Below are 20,283 nucleotides of genomic sequence, written 5' to 3' on the forward strand. Positions count from 1 at the left end.
TTAAATTTAGGAGAGACATGATATGAAAGAAAAAGAGCGCTTAATTATAGAGATGGCTATGAAGTTATTTGCGACTAAGGGTGTAAATGCGACATCGGTGCAGGAAATTGTGACAGCTTGTGGCATATCTAAGGGAGCCTTTTATTTATACTTTAAATCAAAAGAGGAACTTTTATTAGCGACACTTCGATATTACTATGACAAGATTCAAAACAAAATGATGGATATTGAAAAAGAGTCGTTATTGCCACGTGAAAAATTTGCAAAACAATTGCATTGCCAGTTTAATGATATACAAAAGCATAAAGAATTTATTATTATGCATGCAAGGGAAAATGCGATTCCTTTTAATAAAGAAGTAGAAGAATTTATGATGCGGATGAAGTTAGAGTCTCACGCATTTTATCGGAATAGTTTACTGTCTATTTATGGTGATAAGGTTATGCCATATTTATTAGATTTAGTCATTATGGTAGAAGGCATATGCCGTGGATATTTAGAACTAATTATTTTACAAGCGCCAGAAATAGACTTATCTTACGTCTCTGCTTTTATTTTGAAAAGAGTGGATCATTTAGTAGATGGATTGGTAGAATCTTCAGAAGAACCTGTATTACATGAAGAAAAGCTTGGAGAATTTCTTTGTAAATCAGAGCTTATTAAAGAGCAGGTTAAGGAACATTTTTTAAAAGAAATTATTGTGTTTAAACGTACTTTAGCGGATCAATTAGAAGATGAGGAATTGCTTGTTACATTAGATGTTTTGGAGGCAGAAATGAGGATGAAAAATCCAAGAATTCCGGTTATCCAAGGGATGTTGTTTAATTTAGAGGCATATCCAACTTTAAAAGAATTTCGTTTGAGGCTTATGGGCTATTACAATATAAAAAGGTAACAATGATAGTTTTCATTGTTACCTTTTTATTATGCATTCACTTTTTCTTTTTGCAGTGCTGTCTCTTCTTCATCAATGTTAATTGTTTCTTTTACGATATAAATCGGACGGTTTTTACTTTCGTCATAAATACGAGCAATATACTGGCCAACGATTCCAAGACCAAGTAATTGAATACCACTAAAGAATGTAATAGCAACCATAATGGACGCCCAACCTGTTTGCGTGCCATGTCCAAAGACCTTCACAGTAATTGTATATAGTAAGACAATTATAGAAATAAGAACTGATAATAAACCTAAAGACATAACGATGCGTAATGGCTTTGTCGAAAATGCAATAATGCCGTCAGATGCAAATTTAATCATTTTCTTTAATGGATATTTTGTTTCACCAGCAAAGCGCTCATCACGTTCATATTCAACATATGTTTGGCGGAAGCCAACCCAAGACATCATACCGCGGATGAAGCGATTTCGCTCAGTCATTTGATTGAAAACATCAGCTATTTTACGGTCGATGATTCGGAAATCACCAGTATCTTTTGGGATATCGATATCAGACATATAGTTTAAGAATTTATAGAAATACTTAGCTGTTAAAAGTTTGAACCAAGTTTCACCTTTACGTTGCTTACGTTTTGCATAAACAACTTCATATCCTTCTTCCCATTTTGCAATAAGTTCAGGAATAACTTCAGGTGGATCTTGTAAGTCTGCATCTATAATTACAATAGCGTCACCTTTTGCGGCAGCAATACCAGCTGTAACAGCTACTTGGTGACCAAAGTTACGTGCGAAATTAACAATTTTTGTACGGTAATCATTTGCTGCAATTTCAGATAAGATTTCCATTGTGCGATCTGTACTACCGTCGTTTACAAAGACAAACTCGTAATTAATGTTATTTTGAAGCATAACGGAATTTAAACGGTTATAACATTCTTGTGCTACTTCTTCCTCGAAGTACATAGGAACTACAACCGAAATTAATTTTTGCATGTTGCATCCTCCGTATTTTTAATAAGTTGTTCAAATTTAATTAGTCACCTTTTCAGTTTGGTTGAATGTCCAAATTTTATTAAGGACAAAATTTATAACCATTCCGAAACCAATTGCGAAGATCTGTGCAATTAATGCATTAAAGGTAAGTTTATTTACTAATATAAATAAACATAATGTATTAAAAGCATATACAATTAAATTTACAGTTAGAAATTTAAAGAACATTGACGAGCCTTTATTATTAGGTTTAAATACCCAATTTTTATTCCAATAGTAGCTATTGGCAACACCAATTGAATAGGCAATGGTATTCGCAATAAGGTAGTTCATACCGAATTTTAATAATATCCAAAAGCTAATAATTGTAATGAGTGTATTAAAGATCCCTACTAAGCCAAACTTTAAGAGTTTTTCCATAATAATATCCTCATGTTTATAATAATATATAAGTAAAACAAAAAATATAGAAGTGTTATTCATATACAACAAATAAAAATTATACCATATTTTCAAGTTTCAAATGAAATTAATCATAAAAAATTGCCCTCAAAATGTAAATTATAAGTAAAATTGAGGGCAATTATAAATATTTTGAAAGGTAGTTTCTTATTTTCTTTTTATGACAATTTCTTTTTCGATATTAGACTATAAAAAATATATATTCCGTAGCCTTGAATTATTGTAAAGCTAGGGATAATGAAGTATCGGTACCTTGTTTGGTATTCGATTAAGAAATGAATAGCTACGTAACCAATTATTAGTAATAAAAATAGAGTGTAATGTGTTTTATTTTGTTTAGTTAGGATGAGATAAAGGAGTGATAATGTGCCAAATATCATAGCCGCAGTATACATATACTTTTCATATTTTGTAAGATCCTCTTTTAATGACACCATATCCTTATCTGTCTTTTCCAATGTTACTAGGCTCCATAATGGTGCGGAGTCATAATCTGCCCACATGAGTACAAATTTATCCCCAAATAAAGATAAAACTTTCTGTGGATCAGATAGTCGCTCTTGAATTAGCTTTTTTTGGGCCGCAGTTCGTTCTTCGCCAAGTTTAAGGGACATAATATATTCCGCATCTGCACCAGAATAGCTACCTTTTGTTTCATGATTAAATCCTAACGTGAATTTCCAAAGTGGATCACGATTAGAGAGAGGATATTGTGTAATTCCGGAATATATAAATGAGTAACTTACAATTTGATGTAAAAGAAAAAATACAATCAAAATGCCACTAAGTTTTTTTACAGAAGTAAAAATCTCTTTTCTTGATTTTCCTAATATACCTTGCAAAAAGACATATATAGTTATTGCAATTAAGATTATAGCACCAAGTGGACGCATGATGTCTCCTAAAGCTAGGATAGCCCCTATAAAAATCCACGTATATTTATTGCTTAGGCCTTTTGTAATTAATAAATAGAAGCCTAGATAAAATAAAAATACAGCAAGGTGTTGATTTGTTAGTACAGAACTCAATACAATACTTGGGATATAAAATGCATATAGTAATCCAGCTATTCGTCCAGACCATTCATTAAATATATAAGAAGTTATTTTATAAATTAGTAATGTTGTTCCTGTACAATAGATTATATTTAAAAATTTTAAGAGGAACGTTCCTTCGCCAAATAACTTAATAATAAAGGCTTGGTACATTGTAAAGCCAAGTTGGTAAACCCATGAAGTATAATAAGTATTTTGTGCGAAACTAAAGTCTCCTTTAGCAGCTTGTATAGCGCTATGGTACATCATTGAAAAGTCTGTTTCTACAGGAGTTTGAATATTGAGCATCCAAATTAATCGAATAGAAAAAGCCAAAATGATTAGTGAGATAGAAAATGTCAATTTTGACATATATTTATTAGAAATATAGCCAAAAAGTAAAAATACAAGACCTATTAGAATAAGGACTGGTATTAAAACTAAGAGGCTAGTCTCATCATGTTCTTTAATCACTGCTACCGAATGCCATGTGATAGCACCAGAAATGATTAGACATAGTAATAATAAAATTTTTACAAAAAACGTATTAAGTTTGAGAGAGAACGTACTTTCCATTATATTTCAAAACCCCTTATCAAAATTTATTACGGATGTAACTTAACTGCCCTTTGTACGTTAAGTTACAGTATAAAGGGCAGGTTAGGTAATTAAGAGTTTTGTTGTGCCCATTCTTCTATGTTCCAAACCTTTGTAACCCAATCTTCATAAAAGTCCGGTTCGTGACATACAAGAAGAATTGTTCCTTTATATGCTTTCATAGCCTTCTTAAGTTCCGCTTTTGCTGTAACATCAAGATGGTTTGTCGGCTCATCAAATAGTAGCCAGTTACTTTCTTCACCCATTAGCTTACATAAACGAACCTTTGCTTGTTCTCCACCACTTAATTGACTTAATGGGCGAGAAATATGTTCATTTTTTAATCCGCATTTTGCTAACATCGCACGAATTTGATGCTGGTCTAGGCCAGGGAATGTATTCCATACATCATCAATTGGTGTTATATTATCAGCTTTAACTTCTTGCTCAAAGTATGCTGGCTCTAAGAAGTCACCAAGACTTGTTTTACCACTTAAAGGTTTAATTTTACCTAAAATTGTTTTTAGTAACGTTGATTTACCAACACCATTACATCCAACGATAGCAATTTTTTCACCGCGTTCAATTGTCATTGATAGCTTTGGTAGTAGCGGATGTGTATATCCAATTTCTACATTTTCACCTTCAAAGACGAAGCGACTACTTGCACGACTTTCTTTAAATGAGAATTCAGGTTTAATTGCTGTTTCTGGGCGATCAATAAGTTCCATGCGATCAAGTTGTTTTTGACGACTCTTTGCACGACCTGTTGTTGAATAACGGGCTTTGTTTTTTGCAATGAAATCTTCTTGCTTTTTGATAAACTCGCGCTGCTTTTCATAAGCGTTTATATGTTGATTTTTATTGATTTCTGCTAGTTCTAGGAATTTTTCATATGTCGCTGTATAGCGTGTCATTTTTGTGAATTCTAGATGGAAAATAACATCAACACATTTGTTCATAAATTCCGTATCATGAGAAATTAATAAGAATGCATGTGGGTATTCTTTTAAATAATTTGTTAACCAATGAATATGTTCAACGTCTAAATAGTTAGTAGGTTCATCAAGTAATAACACTTCTGGTTGTTCAAGTAATAGCTTTGCAAGCAATACTTTTGTACGTTGTCCACCGCTTAGTGCTGAAACATCACGATCTAAACCAATTGCATCAATTCCAAGACCACGTGCAGCCTCTTCAATTTTCATATCTAGTAAATAGAAACCACCTGCTTCAAGTGCATCTTGTATTTCTGCCATTTGCTCAAGAAGTTCTTCTAGCTCTTCTGGTGTAGCAGTTCCCATTTTTTCTGTAACTTCATTTAAAGCTTTTTCCTTTTCGAATAACGGTAAAAATGCATCCGCTAGTACGTCACGAATTGTACGTCCAGGCGTTAAAACAGTATGCTGATCTAAGTAGCCATAATGTGTGCCCGGTGTCCATTCTACACGACCTTGGTCATGAATAAGTTGACCAGTAATGATATTCATAAATGTTGATTTACCAACTCCGTTTGCACCAACTAATCCAACGTGTTCACCTGCTAGTAATCGCATAGATACATCTTTAAATAATGTACGATCGCCAAATGTATGTCCTAATTTTTCAACTGTTAATAAGCTCATAGTATCCTCCGTCCAACTTGAAATAGTACCTTGAATCATGATACTAAATTCTTTCATATAATGCCATCATTTCAAAATGTATATATTTTCAAAATAAGCTAATGTACGAATGTTTATTGCTCATTTCCCAAACTTTTATGGTCCAAATGCAGAAAACACACTTGTCCATCATACATTAAAAGGAATACTTGCAAATAAAATGTCTAGCTTTATTGGAGATAAAAAGATTGCCCGTGAATATAGTTTTACACCAGATGGTGCAAAAGCAATAGTTGAATTAGCTTCACATGGCGAGGCCTATGGACAAAATTGGAACATATCAGGTTGTGGTGCCATTACAGGTGAGGAATTGATTTAACACATACGAGAATTAACGGGATATACCAAACGAATAATAACTGTAAAAAGAGGAATAATCCAGTTCATTGGTCTGTTTGATAAGTAGATGAAAGAATTTGTGGAAATACTATATTTGACGGAAAAGCCAGTTGTATTAAGTGGAGAGAAGTACGAGAAATATATTGGGGTTGTACCTAGAACCTTTTATTATGAAGGGGAATTGTATATAAGTAAAAAAACAAGCTTCTATTTACAATTTAGAAGCTTGCCTTGTTATTGTTTATCTACCTAGCTTTTTATTTACAAATCCTAAAATTAATCCGCGTATTTGTGGATCAATTGCAAGGCCAATAATGCCATACAATATACCAGTAAGTACTAAAGCTACTAGTGGTGGTAAGCTAATTAATACTGTGCGGTATATTGCATAACTAATTATAAATGCTAGTGTATTGAATATTATTCCTTTGAATAGCAATGAAAATCCTTTACGAACGAATAATGAAAATCCGATTAATAATGTAATCTCAGTAAGGATAGCAGCTACAGTAGCTCCCATCATTCCGAATTGGCTACCTAATATGATGTAACTTATGATAGCGACAGCTAATCCAATTGCCATAGTTGTCGCACGTTTCCATTGTTGACCAGCTGTTGTTAAATTATCAGCAAGCGGATAGTTGATAGATTGTAAAATGACCATAAAGGCTAAAATTGCAAGTGCATTACCAGCTGGCGCATATTTTTCACCTAATAGAGTTACAATCCAAAAACTTGGATCGGCAATAAACGGGATAGAAATTCCCATCCCTAAGAAAGACATAAGCTTTAATTCGAATTGAGATAGCTTTCTATGTTCATCAATATTATTTTCGTTTCCAAAAGCAAACAATTTTGGATAAAAGGCTGCTGCAATTACACCAGGTATTTGGTAAAGTACAGCAGGTATTTTATAGGCGGCCCCAAAGAATCCAACTTGTGCTTTCGTTGAAACTTTTTCTAAGATAATAGGACCTAACTGCGGTAAAAGCATAATGATAACGCCATTGACTGTGAAAATAAGTAATTGATCTAAAATGCCTTTATTCCAACCCTTATGAATTGTTGTATAGCGGATTGTCATTATAAAGGCAATGACTCCTGTTATAAGGCTAGATATTCCATACATAGCAGCAACCATCATAAGTGACCATTTAAATGACATCCCTAGCAGAAGAGCGGCTGCGGCCGTCACACCTTGTAGTACAGAAATAATCGCTGTGAATTGCATACGCTCTGTTACTTGGAAATAGGCCATCCCAACCCCTTGTAAAGTAGCTCCAAACATGGTTGGTAGTACGACCCAATATACCATGGCACGTAAGTAAGCATCAGTGTAGAAGAACTGAGCGAAAATGGCGAAGAGCACAGAAATTACGATAGCTAATACTAAACGAATTCGTAAATAACTGCTTATTAATACGCTAATGTTAGCGTTGCTTTTTGTTCCTTCACGCATAAACGTATGTGTCAAACCTGCATCCGTAAAATAGCAAATGACAGCGGAAACTGCTAATGCAACTGTAAACATCCCGTACTCATCTGGTGAAACATATCTTGCAAAGAGAATTGTTGCAATAGCCAGTACAAAACGAACAGTAATGTTTCCTACAAAGAGGTAGGATGCATTTTTTAGAATTTTATTTGTTTTCATGAGAAAAGACCTTTCTATTCTTTAGGACCCTGTTAGCTTGTCCTATTTGTAATTTTGATTTGTTCACAGAAAGAGAGTATCGTTATATTTTCAGTTTAAGAAAACAGAAATTTAATTCGTACAAACCAAAGCATTGCATATAGTTTTTTACTACGCTTTCCATTCTTTGAATAGATTTTACGGCAATATTTCTTTATATCTTTTTTGATTAATTGAACTTGTGATTTATCTAATTGAGAGTTTTCTTTAATATATATACAAGAGTTATTGATGACTGTATAAGGAAATAAATAAGTCTCAAGAATCTCAATAAGTGACTGAGGGTCTTTTGTAATGAAATCTTGAGATTTATTATGTACCCAGTCTTTCATACGATTGAATACTTCCAGCTCTTTTGCCGTTTTTAATTCATAATCTTTATATTTAGAAGAAAGATTTCCTTCTGATAAGATTCTGTAATATGTTAAATATTCATCGACATAACATACATTTGTCACACTCATAAGTTTAAATAAAAACTCCAAGTCTTCGCCCCAACTACATCCTGGTGTAAAACGAATGTTATGATCTATTACGATAGATTTTTTGAAAATCCAAGTACTTGTTTGAGCAACAACTTGATGTGTTAGGAATGCTTTTGTCATATCACCTTTAATAAAGTTTGTTGTATGTTCAACCTTCTCGCCTGTTTCTTCGTAGAAATTCATATAACCACAATAGCACGCGTCCATTTCGTTTTTATGCATACTTTCGACTTGCTTCTCAATTTTAGTTGGATGCCATAAGTCATCGCTATCAAGGAAAGCGACATATTCTCCGCTAGCATTTTCCATACCTGTATTACGGGCTACTGAAACGCCTTGGTTTTTTTGATGAACGTATTTTACTTGCCCTGGGTATTTTTCAGCAAGATTTTTTACGATAGAAGGTGACTGATCTTTACTCCCATCATCTACAATTACAATTTCGATGTTTTTATATGTTTGATCTAATATTGACTGCATCGTTTCTTCAATATATTTTTCCGTGTTATACAGAGGTATGACAACAGAAACAAGTTGTTTTTGTTCCATCATAGAATTTTTATCTCCTCAAGTTTTTTATGTCTTGCACCATATATACAAGCCTTTTGAAAGGAAGAAGATTACAAGAACATCTGTATAATTTTAACGCATATAAACTTTGTAAATCAACTTTCTATTAAAAAGGTGGTGACTTATGGTTAATTCTCGTATTTCAAACGGCTTTAATATGTTTATTGCATATAAATTCTTATTTATACTATTTTTACTTAGTTAGTAAGTAGGATATATTTATCGTAACGATTGTGAAGGGGAATAAATTATTATTGAGAATAAAAAACCTCTTAATTTTTGAAATAAATTAAGAGGTTTTTTATATTGGTTTTGAACTATTAGGTTAATCTTTGTCTGGCTCGGTTGCATGTAGTTTTTGCTTTAGTAACGCATAATCTTGCGTTAATGTTACAAGTTGATGATGTTGTTTAGAAATTTTTCTTGTTAGATCAAAAATTAAGATGAAACAGAATAATAATCCAAATAAAAATAAAATGGAAGGGGGATATTCTACTTTTAATAGTTTTCCAATCCAGTTTATAATTTTATCGGTAGAACTTAAAATAGCCATTGCAATACAAACGAAAATCCACAAAACAGCATATTTCGTTTCTAAAGTTCCGCGACGAATAGAATTAATAATTAATAATAATAATAATAAAATAAAGATGAATGAAAAGGTAATTATAGGCATTTATTATCAACCTTTCACGATTTTTTGCATCAATATAGCAAGACTTACCTTAATCATGTAATATACAGATTTAAAAGGTGTGATAGAAGATTGTCCACCTTGTCGCTCTTGCATATTTACAGATATTTCATTAATGCGAAGTTTTTTCTTTTTTAAATGAATAAGAACTTCTGGTTCTGGATAATCTTTTGGATAATTGTGTGCAAAAATTGTAATTACTTCTCGATTGATAGCACGATATCCAGAAGTTGGATCCATAAATGTTTGTTTTGTTAGTACTTTCAATAGGGCAGTAAAATAAAAAATACCGATTCTTCTGGAAATACTACCTTTATATGCTGTTTTTTCTGTAAAACGTGACCCTAGTACCATATCGCATTCATCTTCAGCGATAGGCTTTATAATTTTATATAAATCATCTGGGTTATGTTGTCCATCAGCATCGAACTGAATCGCAATATCATATCCATTCTCATATGCGTATTTATATCCAGTTTGTACAGCTGAGCCAATACCTAGATTATACGGTAAATTCACAAGGTGAACAGGAAATTCTTTTACGATTTGAGCTGTTTTATCGTGTGATCCATCATTAATAACGCAAATGCTTAATCCAGTAAAATGCTGTTTTAGTTTTAATAATCTTGTTAATGTATCTGCAATTGCCTCTTCCTCGTTATACGCTGGAATAATAATTAACGTTTTTGGTATTGAAATTGGTACTTCAATAGTCATTACCGCACCATCCCTTATATACTTAATCATATTATGGTTATTTTTAAACGAACTTTCTTTAATATACCATTAACAGTATAACAAAATAAAGGAAAAGCTGGTGCATGATTTAAGAGGACAGATTGAGAATAAAAGGATAAGAGGGAATATTTTGCATAAAAAATACATGCAAGGAAGAAAGAACCTATGCATGTATATGGAAGAGTATCGTATTAAATATTCCAAGGTTTATTTAAAGTTAAAACCTCAGCCATTTCTTTACTTTTTAAACGTCCTTTTTTTCTATTTTCCGCGCGTTCTGAACCGGTTGTGTGTAACCAATGTTCTTCTTCAGTTTCAGGAAGTACTTGTGGTACGGACGAAGGTTTTCCATCTTTTATTGCCACAAATGTAATGAAGCAAGTGGCGGCAATTCTACGCTCGCCTGCTAATAAATTTTCTGCGATTACTTTTACGAAAACTTCCATTGAAGATTTCCCTGTATAACATACAAATGCTTCATAACAAACAGAATCAGCTTGGTGAATTGGAGTTAAAAAATCAACTGAATCAATAGATGCTGTTACGCAATGTTTACGACTATGTCTTGCAGCCGCAATTGAAGCAATACTATCAATTTCTGCTAATAATTTCCCTCCAAACAGTGTTTGGTGATTATTTAAATCGTTAGGAAAAACACGTGTTGTTTTAATTGCTTTTGATTCTCGCATGAATTTCTTTTCCATATATTCAGCCCCTATAGTCTGTTTTCAATCAGAATATTATGTGTAAGTGGATTACTCATATTAGATATTTAATAAAGTAAAGCGTATTCCAAAAGAGGATTATTTAAATGTCTGTATTTGTATTCATGTAACTGAAAGAAAATTTATTTTATCTAAAATGTAGTGTAAAAGAGGATTCGCTTACATTGCAAGTAAAAAGTAATGACTATGTATTTGTCATAGAAATTCCCTATCAGCCGTGTACCCATTCATGATAGAATCGTTTTGTTATGAATGGAAATAGAGGTGCAATGGACATATGAATCATATACAAACAAATTTTTCATCTTTCTTCAATAAAATTACGATTGGTGCGATGCTTGCATTTTTTGTTTATAGTTGTTGGACAGCATTTGAGACAAGTAAGCAATTTTTTGGAGGAAGTACAACAAGTGTAACAATCATATTGGCAATTTTCGTCATACTCATTTTGTTAGTGGCATCAATTTTACAATATCGTTTTACAGACAAACAATTTCTTATTTTTCTTATAAGTATATCTATAGTTGTGAGGCTTAGTATGCTGTTATTTGTAGATGCTCCAATAATTGGTGATATGAAAATGATGTATGAGTCTGCAAAGGAGATTGCAATTGGTAATAATATAGGGACTATAACTCATTTGCCGTTTATTATATATGAGTCAGTAATTATTCGTATATTTGGTGATACATTATTTGCTTTACAACTATTTAATGTGTTATTTTGCGCAGGAACTGCACTTTTTATTTATCGTATTGCGGCAATGGTTTTTGGAGAAGAATGCGGTCGTATTGCTTCCACATTTTATGCTCTGTATATTCCAAATATATTCATGAGTTCCGTATTAACTCCTGAGTCACTTGCAATATTTTTATTTTATTTTGCTTGTTACATACTTTTATATAAAGGATTAGATCATCCTTATATGTGGGTGTTTTCAGCGATTTTATTTGCATGTAGTAATATGATTTTCCCAATGGGATTATTTCTTCCTATTTTTATCACGATATATGTATTATTAATTGAAGTGTTTCAATCAGCAACGAAACAAAAAGTGTTACTAAAGACGATAGGGATACTTATTCTGTTTTATAGTGCTCATTTTAGTGTGAATTATGGAATTAAGACAATGGGACTGTCACAATATACGATTTCGAATGAGACGTATGTTCAATCTGTCTTAATTGGAAAAGCGCAACGTGAGGAAAAAGTATCGAAAAATCAAAGTGTAACAGAGCATATTGATCAGAAGTTAAAAGAGATTGAGGGAGAAAGATTTAAACTTTTAGAACCGGTGATAAATCAGTTTTCAGATGAGGGGATAAATTCTACTCTTTTCAAATGTGAAAAACTGATATATATAGCGGTAACATTGTTTATGACTATAGCTCTATTACACTTTCTTATTAAGAAACAACAAAATGAGGGATATATGTTGTTCTTATTGTTAATTAGCGGATACGTATTATTAAAGCTCTTCCAAGTCGATATGGCATATTATAATCTTATTGTGCCAGCATTGTTTATTTTGCAAAGCTTTGGTGTTTATATGAGTTATGTGTATTGTCAAAAAATATTCTTTAGAAAATAAAAAGAATCCAATTTGGATTCTTTTTTTGATGGAAGATGAATACTAAGAGCTAGTAGAGATAAAGAATCTCTACTGACATAATCGCTCTATCGGTTCAGTTCTAGTTGTAAACTATCAGCTGTTAGAGCCATTTTTGAGGAATCATCTTGAATTCCTTTCATTACTTGTGAAATGGTTTCTAACTCATTTTCAATTTTTTTATTCTGTTCTTTTGAGTTAGACATGTCTTTTACGATTTCTTGGAAGTATTGATCCGTTGCAGACATACTATCAGTTCCTTCAGATACGAGAGAGCTAATTTGTTTCACGGAAGAAGAGACACGAACAATCTGTTCATTTGTTTTTTCAACGAGCTTTGTAACGTTAAATATAGATTCTTTCGTTTGCTCTGATAACTTTCTAATTTCTCCAGCTACAACAGAAAAGCCTTTGCCAAATTCCCCAGCACGCGCAGATTCAATTGCAGCGTTTAGTGCGAGTAAATTTGTTTGCTCGGCAATTGATTTTACAATATCTATAATTTCGTTAATTTTGTTAGAAATATCGAGAAGTTCATGTGTATCTGTAATAATCGTTTCCATGTTCGTTTGAATGTATTCCATTCGTTTATTTTGCTCATTTAATTGTTCTTTACCTTTATTTGCTTTTTCTTCTGATGTTGTAGCTAATGACGTACCTGTTTTAGCAATTTCTACAATCGTTTCAGATTTAGCGGTTAACTGCTGAATAGAAGCGCTTGTTTTTTCAGATACAGATGCTAGTTCTGTTGCAATGTGCGTAATGGTCATAGCTGTTATTTCTTTTTCTTTTTCAAGTTCTTTTTGCATTCTTTCATATTCAGATTCATAAGACGCAATAACGAGTTCTTGTTCAAGAGTAAGTAATTTGTTTATTACGTTTATAGAATAAGAAAAATCGTCAATTGTTGTAATTTTCGTTTTTAAAATCTTCATGATAGAGCGGAATAATTCTTGATAAGCGGCAGTATACCATTTTCTATGTAACCCAATTTGTACATGTCTTTTTGCAATTCTAACACGTTGTTCAATAAAGTCTTCATGCATATCTCCGCTAAATAATTCTTTTATATGTGTTTTTAAAGTTTGCTTTAGTTTTGGAATAGAGCTATAACGTTCGATAATCGTAATTAAATTAGGCTGTTTTGTAATATTGGAATAGAATTTTTCAGTAATCCAATCAATTTCTTCATAAATAAAAGGCTGTAGTACCTTTACGATTTGTAAATCTTCTTTTGAAATATGTAGCATATCCATTTGAATTTTCAGTTCAGAATTAGTAGGAACGTTAAAAGTGATTTGTTGATTCTTACTTAATTCAAGTATACTTACGTTTGTTTTATTGTTATGTTTTTTAAAAACCCCAAGCATCGTTCTTCCCCCTGTTTGTAAAGTGTTTTCTTTTTTTGGTTCTAATATAATTATATATTTTTATATGCAATTACTCTATGTTAGTGTGTAGAATAGTATATAAATTAAGAGAATTCCATATAGAATTCTCTTAATGACTTTTATTAATTTTAGCATGTGTTTTAAAGAAAACTGGGAAATGTACATTATATATGACAGTGACAACACGAATAATGAATGTTACTAATAAACAAACATAGAAAGCCAATACGTGTGCCCCCATTGCATATGTGATTAGGAAACTAATTGCCCCTAAAATAGAAGCGATGGCGTAAATTTCTTTTCGGAAGACGTAGGGGATATCTTGAGCGCAAATGTCACGCAAAATACCGCCTCCAATACCTGTAATAACTCCCATTGAAACAACTAAAAATGAGGCGTCAACATGATGTGACATTGCCGCATTTGCACCAATAGCTGTAAAAACGCCTAAGCCAACAGCGTCAGAAAGCATAATAACAACTTGAAGTTTATTGATACGCTCAAAAAACATACAAGTAAATAATGCTGATAATACGCTTACGAAAAAGTAAATGGGTTTAACAAATGCGACGGGAGGCAGGTTACCGATCATAATATCACGAATAATACCGCCGCCGAGCGCAGTAGCTACAGCTAAACAAAGGACACCGAATAAATCTAAATCTTTTTTTAAACCAACTAATGTACCAGAAATGGCAGCGGCGATAATGCCAAGAAACGTAAATATATCGATTAATAACATGGCCTTAATCCCTTCCTCTTAAAGATGTTCCAGAGAAAAAATATACACTAAAGTATTGGAAATAACAATTACTTTTCGCTACATGTAGAAAAACGGATAAAATACATAAAGAAAGCGTTTGAAAATGTTTGGAAAATAGCTATAAAGTAATTTGAAAAAGATATGAAAAGATTAATTTTACATTTTTTTGGTGTTACCTAGCTGGTAAAATGTTACAATGGTAGGTATGTTGTTTACATCTGTATAAAATGATAAAAAAATATGTATATACTGACAAAAATAAGGGGATGGTTGTTAGATAGCTTTTGTAAAAATAAGGAGTATAGCGAAAGAACAGTAATTTCTATTACTGATTAATACTTGTCCTGGCTAGTTTTAGCTGGAAAAATAGTTCTCGATTTGAATATGAGTTATGTTATAATTGCTAGGTGTGTTTGAATGATAAAAAATTATGATTAAAAGATAATGTTAAGATTTTGTATGGAGGTCTTGGAATGTTAGCAAATCAAGCTAGGGTTAGATTTGAGCGTTTTTTGCTCTTTTTTATTATTTTACAGCCTGTTTTAGATTTATTAACGTCTCTTAGCATCACTTTATTAAAGTCAAGTGCTACCGTTGGAATTTTAGTAAGATTCCTTATTATGGCTGTTGGTGGCATTTATATTTTAATTCAGGCAAAAGAGAAGGGAAATAGAAAGTTTTTAATTTATCTTATATTATTAGCCGGAGTTTTAGGGGTAGGATTTATTAATAACAAACTAGTTAAGGATCCTATTGTACTTAGTGAAGAAGTTAAATTCGTTGCGAAAGCATTATATATATATATCATGCTGGGGTCATACATTTTAGCTTTAAAATCATTGAAAAAGAAAGTTAATATTAGTGATAAGGTTCGAAATAGTATTGTATATTCTACATTAATCATTAACGCAATTATGGTTATTTCTATTTCAACATCTACTGACTTTGGTAGTTATGAATGGATGAAGGTAGGTTCTCGAGGTTGGTTCTATGCAGGGAATGAACTAGGTTCAATCTTAGCTATTATTTTCCCTATTGTGGTACTATATTCTATTCAAAAAACAAAGAGCTGGAAACACGTTTTATATTGGATTCCATCGCTTTTAATGATTTACTCATTAATTCAGGTCGGTACGAAAGTAGGAATGGGCTCAATTGGTGCTACGTTAGCGGCAGCAATCGGGATTATTGTACTACAATTATTATTTGATAGAAAAAATCCGAACAAAAAATCCCTTGCGCTTAATGCAGTAATTGCTATTGTCCTATTAGCTGGTGTAGTTGGAACGTTTAAACAAACGCCATTAGCACAAAATATGGGCATTCACAATAACTATTTATCAGAGCAAAATGTGGCACAGCAAGGTCAAAAAGAAAAAGAAATTAAAGAGAAGCTGAAAAAAGAGCAAGAACTTAAAGCAAAAGAAGAAAATCATCATAAAGTTGAAAAGCCAGAAGAAAAGGCAAAGATAGAAGAGGAAGTTAAGAAAGAGCTTGAGAAAGAGCAAAATCAAGAAAATCAAGAAAATCTTATTTTCAGCGGACGTCAAGTATATGAAGAAAGACATAAGCAGTTCTTTAAAGAAGCGCCAACGTCACAAAAGTTATTAGGAATGGGTTATGCAGGTAATTTTAAATATAATGAACAAAAGCAGCCAGATCCAAAGCTAATTGAAATGGACTTCCATGATTGGTTTTATGACTTTGGGATTATTGGTTTTGCATTACTAATGATTCCATTTATTTATTACGGCTTAAGAATCCTACTAGTATTTATTACAAGGTTTAAAGAGATATTTAATATAAAATATGGAATGATTGCAGCAAGCTTATTGTTAGCATTAGGTATTGCTTATATTGCAGGACATATTTTAACAGCACCAGGAGTTGGGATCTACTTTGTAGTGGTGTTAGCTTATCTAATTGTAGACTTAGAAATTGAATGATTAAAATAAAAGCTAACTTTTGTTAGCTTTTATTTTTTAGTACAGTAAAATAAAGATAGATGGAAATGTGGCGAGGATTTAAAGGAGGAAAAAATATGAGGATATTGCATATGAATGCAGGAGCAGAAGATGGGGGAGGGAAAACACATATTATTTCACTTCTCAATCAGTTTCCAACTGGTGAAGTAGAATTAGCGGTATTTGAAGATGGAATTGTTGCGAAAGAAGCAAGAGAGTTAGGGATAAAAGTCCATGTGTTTTTACAAAAATCCCGCTATGATTTATCTATTTTAAAGAATATAAGCGAATTCATTAATAATGAAAAATTTGATATAGTTCATACGCATGGTCCTAGGGCTAATTTCTATGTTTCTTTAATAAAAAAGAGAATAACGGCAAAATGGGTAACGACTATTCATAGTGATCCATTTGAAGACTTTACTAAACAAGGCTTAAAAGGTTGGATTTTTACGAAATTGAATTTGAAAGCCTTAAAAAATATAGATTTATTTTTTGTTGTAACAAATAGATTAAAGAAAAGTTTAGCTGCTTTAGGTATTTCTAATGAAAAGATGCATGTTATTTATAATGGAATTGAATACGATAAGGAAAAAGCAGAAGGTTATAATAAAAAAGAAATGTTCAATATTGATGAAGATGTATTTACGGCAATCCAAGTAGCACGATTGCATCCTGTGAAAGGACATGAAGTTCTATTTGATGCGTTACAACGAACAAAATTAGAGAAAATTAAAGTATTGTTAGTTGGCGATGGCCCGTTAGAAGAAAATCTAAAGTCATTGGCTACTGAAAAAGGGATTAATAATAAAGTCGAGTTTTTAGGGCATCGTCAAGATGTAAAACAATTATTTGCGTCGTCACATGTGAATTTATTAACCTCCCATAGTGAAGGGTTCCCACTAGTTTTATTAGAAGCGGCAAATCAACGCGTACCATCAATTGTGACTAGGGCTGGAGAGATTGAACCATTAATTGTAGATGAAACGTATGGATGGATTGTGCCAACAGATGATGGAAGGGCATTAGCATTAGCTTTAGAAGAAGCGTATGATAAGTGGAAAACTGGAGAATTAGCAGCAATGGGGAAACATATTTATGAGCATGCTATTATGAACTTCTCACTTCAAAAACTATATGAAGATACAAAGGAAACATATAAGCAATTAATAGCGAAAAACTTGTAATGATAGAGAGGATAGTTAACTATGGCAGTACAAACAGTTGATATTCTAGGCGTTCCTTTTTCTACAATGACAATGGATGAAACGGTCCAATATTTAAAAGAACAACTAGAAGTGGAGCGAACACATACTTTTCAGGTAGTAACAGCAAATCCTGAAATTGTTATGTGTGCAAAAAAGGATGAAGCATTCCATCAAACATTATTAAATGCAGATTTAATTACACCTGATGGTATTGGAGTCGTAAAAGCAAGTGGTATGTTAGGTACACCTGTAAAGGAACGTGTAGCAGGTTTTGATTTAATGTGTAATTTACTTGCAGCGTTATCAGAAGACAATAAACCAGTATCAGTTTTCTTATTAGGTGCAAAACCGCATGTTGTACAAGCTGCAGCAGATCATTTAACGAAGACGTATTCAGCTGTATCTATTGTGGGTATACAAGATGGGTATTTTAAACAAGAGGAAGAAGAGAATATTGTTTCTCGTATTCAAAAGGCAAAACCAGACTTATTGCTTGTTGCACTTGGTTTCCCGAGACAAGAGAACTTTATCCAAACGAATAAGCATCGTTTAGAAACGAAAATGGCCGTTGGAGTAGGCGGAAGTTTAGATGTATGGGCTGGAGAGGTAAAACGTGCACCAAAATGGATTCAAGCGATCCATTTAGAGTGGTTTTATAGATTGTGTAGCAATCCAACGCGTTGGCGTCGTCAGTTAGTATTAGCGGAATTTTTAAAAGAAGTCATGCGTTCAAAAAAGTAGCGTTCTATCGCTACTTTTTTATTTGTCCATTTTTAATAAAGTGCGTTTTTATTCATCTACTACCGATTGCGGACACTCACTAATCGGGTGTTTAATGGGCATGTTTTTTTATCTATCTCGCTTTGCTTCAGCTGAATTTTGAGGTGAGGGGTCTTACTGCCCTCAAATAGTCGGATAAGTATTTTACTTTTTGGGAATGATGAAGGAGAATTTTTTACACGAAAGTATTTTACTTATACAATTCACACATGTAAAATGATGTGTAAAGACAGCTGCGTAAGGAGGACTTCTTGTGGGCAAGGTGAAAGAAATTTCGAAGCGAAAGCTACTTGGTATAGCGGGGCTTGGATGGTTATTTGATGCAATGGATGTTGGAATGCTTTCATTTGTAATGGTAGCGCTGCAAAAAGATTGGGGATTAAGTACCCAAGAAATGGGCTGGATAGGCAGCATTAATTCAATTGGTATGGCGGTCGGGGCGCTCGTTTTTGGAATACTATCAGATAAAATAGGGCGGAAATCAGTCTTTATTATTACATTATTATTATTTTCTATCGGTAGTGGTTTAACGGCTTTAACGACGACACTTGCTATGTTCCTTGTTTTACGATTTTTAATTGGTATGGGGCTTGGTGGAGAACTTCCAGTTGCTTCTACATTAGTATCGGAGAGTGTTGAAGCACATGAACGTGGCAAAATAGTTGTGCTATTAGAAAGTTTTTGGGCAGGTGGATGGCTAATCGCAGCTCTTATCTCGTATTTTGTTATACCGAAATATGGTTGGGAAGTTGCGATGATATTGAGTGCGGTTCCGGCGCTATATGCTTTATATTTAAGATGGAATTTACCGGATTCTCCAAGATTCCAAAAGGTTGAAAAAAGGCCATCCGTTATCGAAAATATAAAGTCAGTTTGGTCTGGGGAATATCGTAAGGCAACAATTATGTTATGGATTTTATGGTTTTCTGTTGTCTTCTCCTATTATGGCATGTTCCTTTGGTTACCTAGTGTAATGGTATTAAAAGGATTTAGTTTAATAAAAAGTTTCCAATACGTACTTATTATGACGTTAGCTCAATTACCAGGTTATTTCACAGCTGCTTGGTTTATTGAACGTCTTGGTCGTAAGTTTGTTTTAGTTACGTATTTAATTGGTACAGCTTGCAGTGCTTACTTATTTGGAGTGGCAGAGTCATTAACGGTATTAATCGTAGCAGGCATGTTACTATCATTCTTTAATTTAGGTGCTTGGGGTGCATTATATGCTTATACACCTGAACAATACCCAACAGTTATTCGTGGTACAGGTGCAGGGATGGCGGCAGCATTCGGTCGTATTGGTGGTATTCTTGGACCGCTATTAGTAGGATATTTAGTTGCTTTACAGGCCTCACTATCACTAATATTTACGATTTTCTGTGGATCAATTTTAATAGGCGTATTTGCTGTGATTATACTTGGGCAAGAAACGAAACAACGAGAATTAGTATAAGGTAAAACTTTAATCGGTAAGTGATCTCAATTATTGGCCCGTACCAATTATGTTTTAGAGTAGTAAAACTAAGAGCCCATGTTTTCTCATTCAGTGGGTTTTACTGCCTACAAATAACGGAAAAAAGGGCAGGGGGAACCATAAAATGTACCCTATAGAATAGACACTTAAAAAAAAGTCTATTCTATAGGGTCTTTCTTGTATAATGAGAGAAAAAT

General features: G+C 32.9%; 17 protein-coding genes and 2 pseudogenes. 7 read left to right on the forward strand and 12 right to left on the reverse strand.

Annotated elements, in window-relative coordinates:
• The first annotated feature begins 22 nt into the window (after positions 1–22).
• Positions 23–895, forward strand: a complete 873-nt coding sequence (locus PDQ33_RS03650) for a TetR/AcrR family transcriptional regulator (RefSeq protein ID WP_061529236.1) — start codon at positions 23–25, stop codon at positions 893–895.
• Between the two features lie 29 nt (positions 896–924).
• Here the strand turns inward: PDQ33_RS03650 and PDQ33_RS03655 are convergent, their stop codons facing one another.
• From PDQ33_RS03655 to PDQ33_RS03670, 4 genes are all read right to left on the reverse strand, one after another.
• Positions 925–1,896, reverse strand: coding sequence for a glycosyltransferase family 2 protein (locus tag PDQ33_RS03655; protein ID WP_270392497.1), 972 nt, complete (start codon positions 1,894–1,896; stop codon positions 925–927).
• Between the two features lie 36 nt (positions 1,897–1,932).
• On the reverse strand, positions 1,933–2,316 hold the full coding sequence (locus PDQ33_RS03660; RefSeq protein ID WP_061529235.1) for a GtrA family protein: 384 nt from the start codon (positions 2,314–2,316) through the stop codon (positions 1,933–1,935).
• 200 nt (positions 2,317–2,516) lie between these two features.
• Positions 2,517–3,968, reverse strand: coding sequence for an ArnT family glycosyltransferase (locus PDQ33_RS03665; RefSeq protein ID WP_061131916.1), 1,452 nt, complete (start codon positions 3,966–3,968; stop codon positions 2,517–2,519).
• A gap of 92 nt (positions 3,969–4,060) precedes the next feature.
• Positions 4,061–5,614: an ABC-F family ATP-binding cassette domain-containing protein gene (locus PDQ33_RS03670; protein ID WP_061131963.1), complete on the reverse strand. Its 1,554-nt coding sequence runs from the start codon at positions 5,612–5,614 to the stop codon at positions 4,061–4,063.
• 97 nt (positions 5,615–5,711) lie between these two features.
• Here PDQ33_RS03670 and PDQ33_RS03675 point away from each other — a divergent pair.
• Positions 5,712–6,245 (forward strand): annotated as a pseudogene (locus tag PDQ33_RS03675) (short chain dehydrogenase); the annotation flags it as partial.
• Here PDQ33_RS03675 and PDQ33_RS03680 read toward each other — a convergent pair.
• The 5 genes from PDQ33_RS03680 to PDQ33_RS03700 all read right to left on the reverse strand — a co-directional run bounded on the left by PDQ33_RS03680 (position 6,234) and on the right by PDQ33_RS03700 (position 10,876).
• The gene (locus PDQ33_RS03680) at positions 6,234–7,646 is read right to left on the reverse strand and encodes an oligosaccharide flippase family protein (RefSeq protein ID WP_270754717.1); all 1,413 of its coding nucleotides are present in this window, start codon (positions 7,644–7,646) and stop codon (positions 6,234–6,236) included. The pseudogene PDQ33_RS03675 and the gene PDQ33_RS03680 sit on opposite strands and share 12 nt — an antisense overlap.
• A 95-nt stretch (positions 7,647–7,741) precedes the next feature.
• Positions 7,742–8,722, reverse strand: coding sequence for a glycosyltransferase family 2 protein (locus PDQ33_RS03685; protein ID WP_061529232.1), 981 nt, complete (start codon positions 8,720–8,722; stop codon positions 7,742–7,744).
• A gap of 343 nt (positions 8,723–9,065) precedes the next feature.
• Positions 9,066–9,416, reverse strand: a complete 351-nt coding sequence (locus tag PDQ33_RS03690; protein WP_001121772.1) for a DUF2304 domain-containing protein — start codon at positions 9,414–9,416, stop codon at positions 9,066–9,068.
• A 6-nt stretch (positions 9,417–9,422) separates the two neighbouring features.
• Positions 9,423–10,151 (reverse strand): glycosyltransferase family 2 protein, encoded by a 729-nt coding sequence (locus PDQ33_RS03695; protein WP_270754713.1) that lies wholly within the window; start codon positions 10,149–10,151, stop codon positions 9,423–9,425.
• A gap of 212 nt (positions 10,152–10,363) precedes the next feature.
• Positions 10,364–10,876 (reverse strand): acyl-CoA thioesterase, encoded by a 513-nt coding sequence (locus PDQ33_RS03700; RefSeq protein ID WP_000412121.1) that lies wholly within the window; start codon positions 10,874–10,876, stop codon positions 10,364–10,366.
• A gap of 298 nt (positions 10,877–11,174) precedes the next feature.
• On the opposite strand from PDQ33_RS03700, the gene PDQ33_RS03705 reads away from it, so the two are divergent.
• A complete protein-coding gene (locus PDQ33_RS03705) occupies positions 11,175–12,488 on the forward strand; it encodes an ArnT family glycosyltransferase (RefSeq protein ID WP_098922085.1) in 1,314 nt (437 codons plus the stop codon).
• Between the two features lie 86 nt (positions 12,489–12,574).
• On the opposite strand, the gene PDQ33_RS29140 is transcribed toward PDQ33_RS03705, so the two are convergent.
• The 3 genes and pseudogenes from PDQ33_RS29140 to PDQ33_RS03715 all read right to left on the reverse strand — a co-directional run bounded on the left by PDQ33_RS29140 (position 12,575) and on the right by PDQ33_RS03715 (position 14,639).
• Positions 12,575–13,315, reverse strand: a complete 741-nt coding sequence (locus PDQ33_RS29140; RefSeq protein WP_370530095.1) for a methyl-accepting chemotaxis protein — start codon at positions 13,313–13,315, stop codon at positions 12,575–12,577.
• Between the two features lie 63 nt (positions 13,316–13,378).
• Positions 13,379–13,876: pseudogene (locus tag PDQ33_RS29145) on the reverse strand (protoglobin family protein); the annotation flags it as partial.
• 130 nt (positions 13,877–14,006) lie between these two features.
• Positions 14,007–14,639: a trimeric intracellular cation channel family protein gene (locus tag PDQ33_RS03715; RefSeq protein WP_270754709.1), complete on the reverse strand. Its 633-nt coding sequence runs from the start codon at positions 14,637–14,639 to the stop codon at positions 14,007–14,009.
• A gap of 494 nt (positions 14,640–15,133) precedes the next feature.
• On the opposite strand from PDQ33_RS03715, the gene PDQ33_RS03720 reads away from it, so the two are divergent.
• The 4 genes from PDQ33_RS03720 to PDQ33_RS03735 all read left to right on the forward strand — a co-directional run bounded on the left by PDQ33_RS03720 (position 15,134) and on the right by PDQ33_RS03735 (position 20,065).
• Positions 15,134–16,606, forward strand: coding sequence for an O-antigen ligase family protein (locus tag PDQ33_RS03720; RefSeq protein WP_270392507.1), 1,473 nt, complete (start codon positions 15,134–15,136; stop codon positions 16,604–16,606).
• A 95-nt stretch (positions 16,607–16,701) separates the two neighbouring features.
• Complete coding sequence (locus PDQ33_RS03725) at positions 16,702–17,811, forward strand: glycosyltransferase family 4 protein (RefSeq protein ID WP_270754706.1); 1,110 nt, start codon at positions 16,702–16,704, stop codon at positions 17,809–17,811.
• 21 nt (positions 17,812–17,832) lie between these two features.
• Positions 17,833–18,573 carry a WecB/TagA/CpsF family glycosyltransferase gene (locus PDQ33_RS03730; RefSeq protein WP_000290759.1) on the forward strand — a complete coding sequence of 247 codons (741 nt, stop codon included), beginning with the start codon at positions 17,833–17,835 and terminating at the stop codon, positions 18,571–18,573.
• A gap of 292 nt (positions 18,574–18,865) precedes the next feature.
• Positions 18,866–20,065 (forward strand): MFS transporter, encoded by a 1,200-nt coding sequence (locus PDQ33_RS03735; protein ID WP_000521096.1) that lies wholly within the window; start codon positions 18,866–18,868, stop codon positions 20,063–20,065.
• Positions 20,066–20,283: the final 218 nt, after the last annotated feature.

Source organism: Bacillus cereus group sp. Bc031 (assembly GCF_027716265.1).
Taxonomy (GTDB): Bacteria; Bacillota; Bacilli; order Bacillales; family Bacillaceae_G; genus Bacillus_A; species Bacillus_A paranthracis.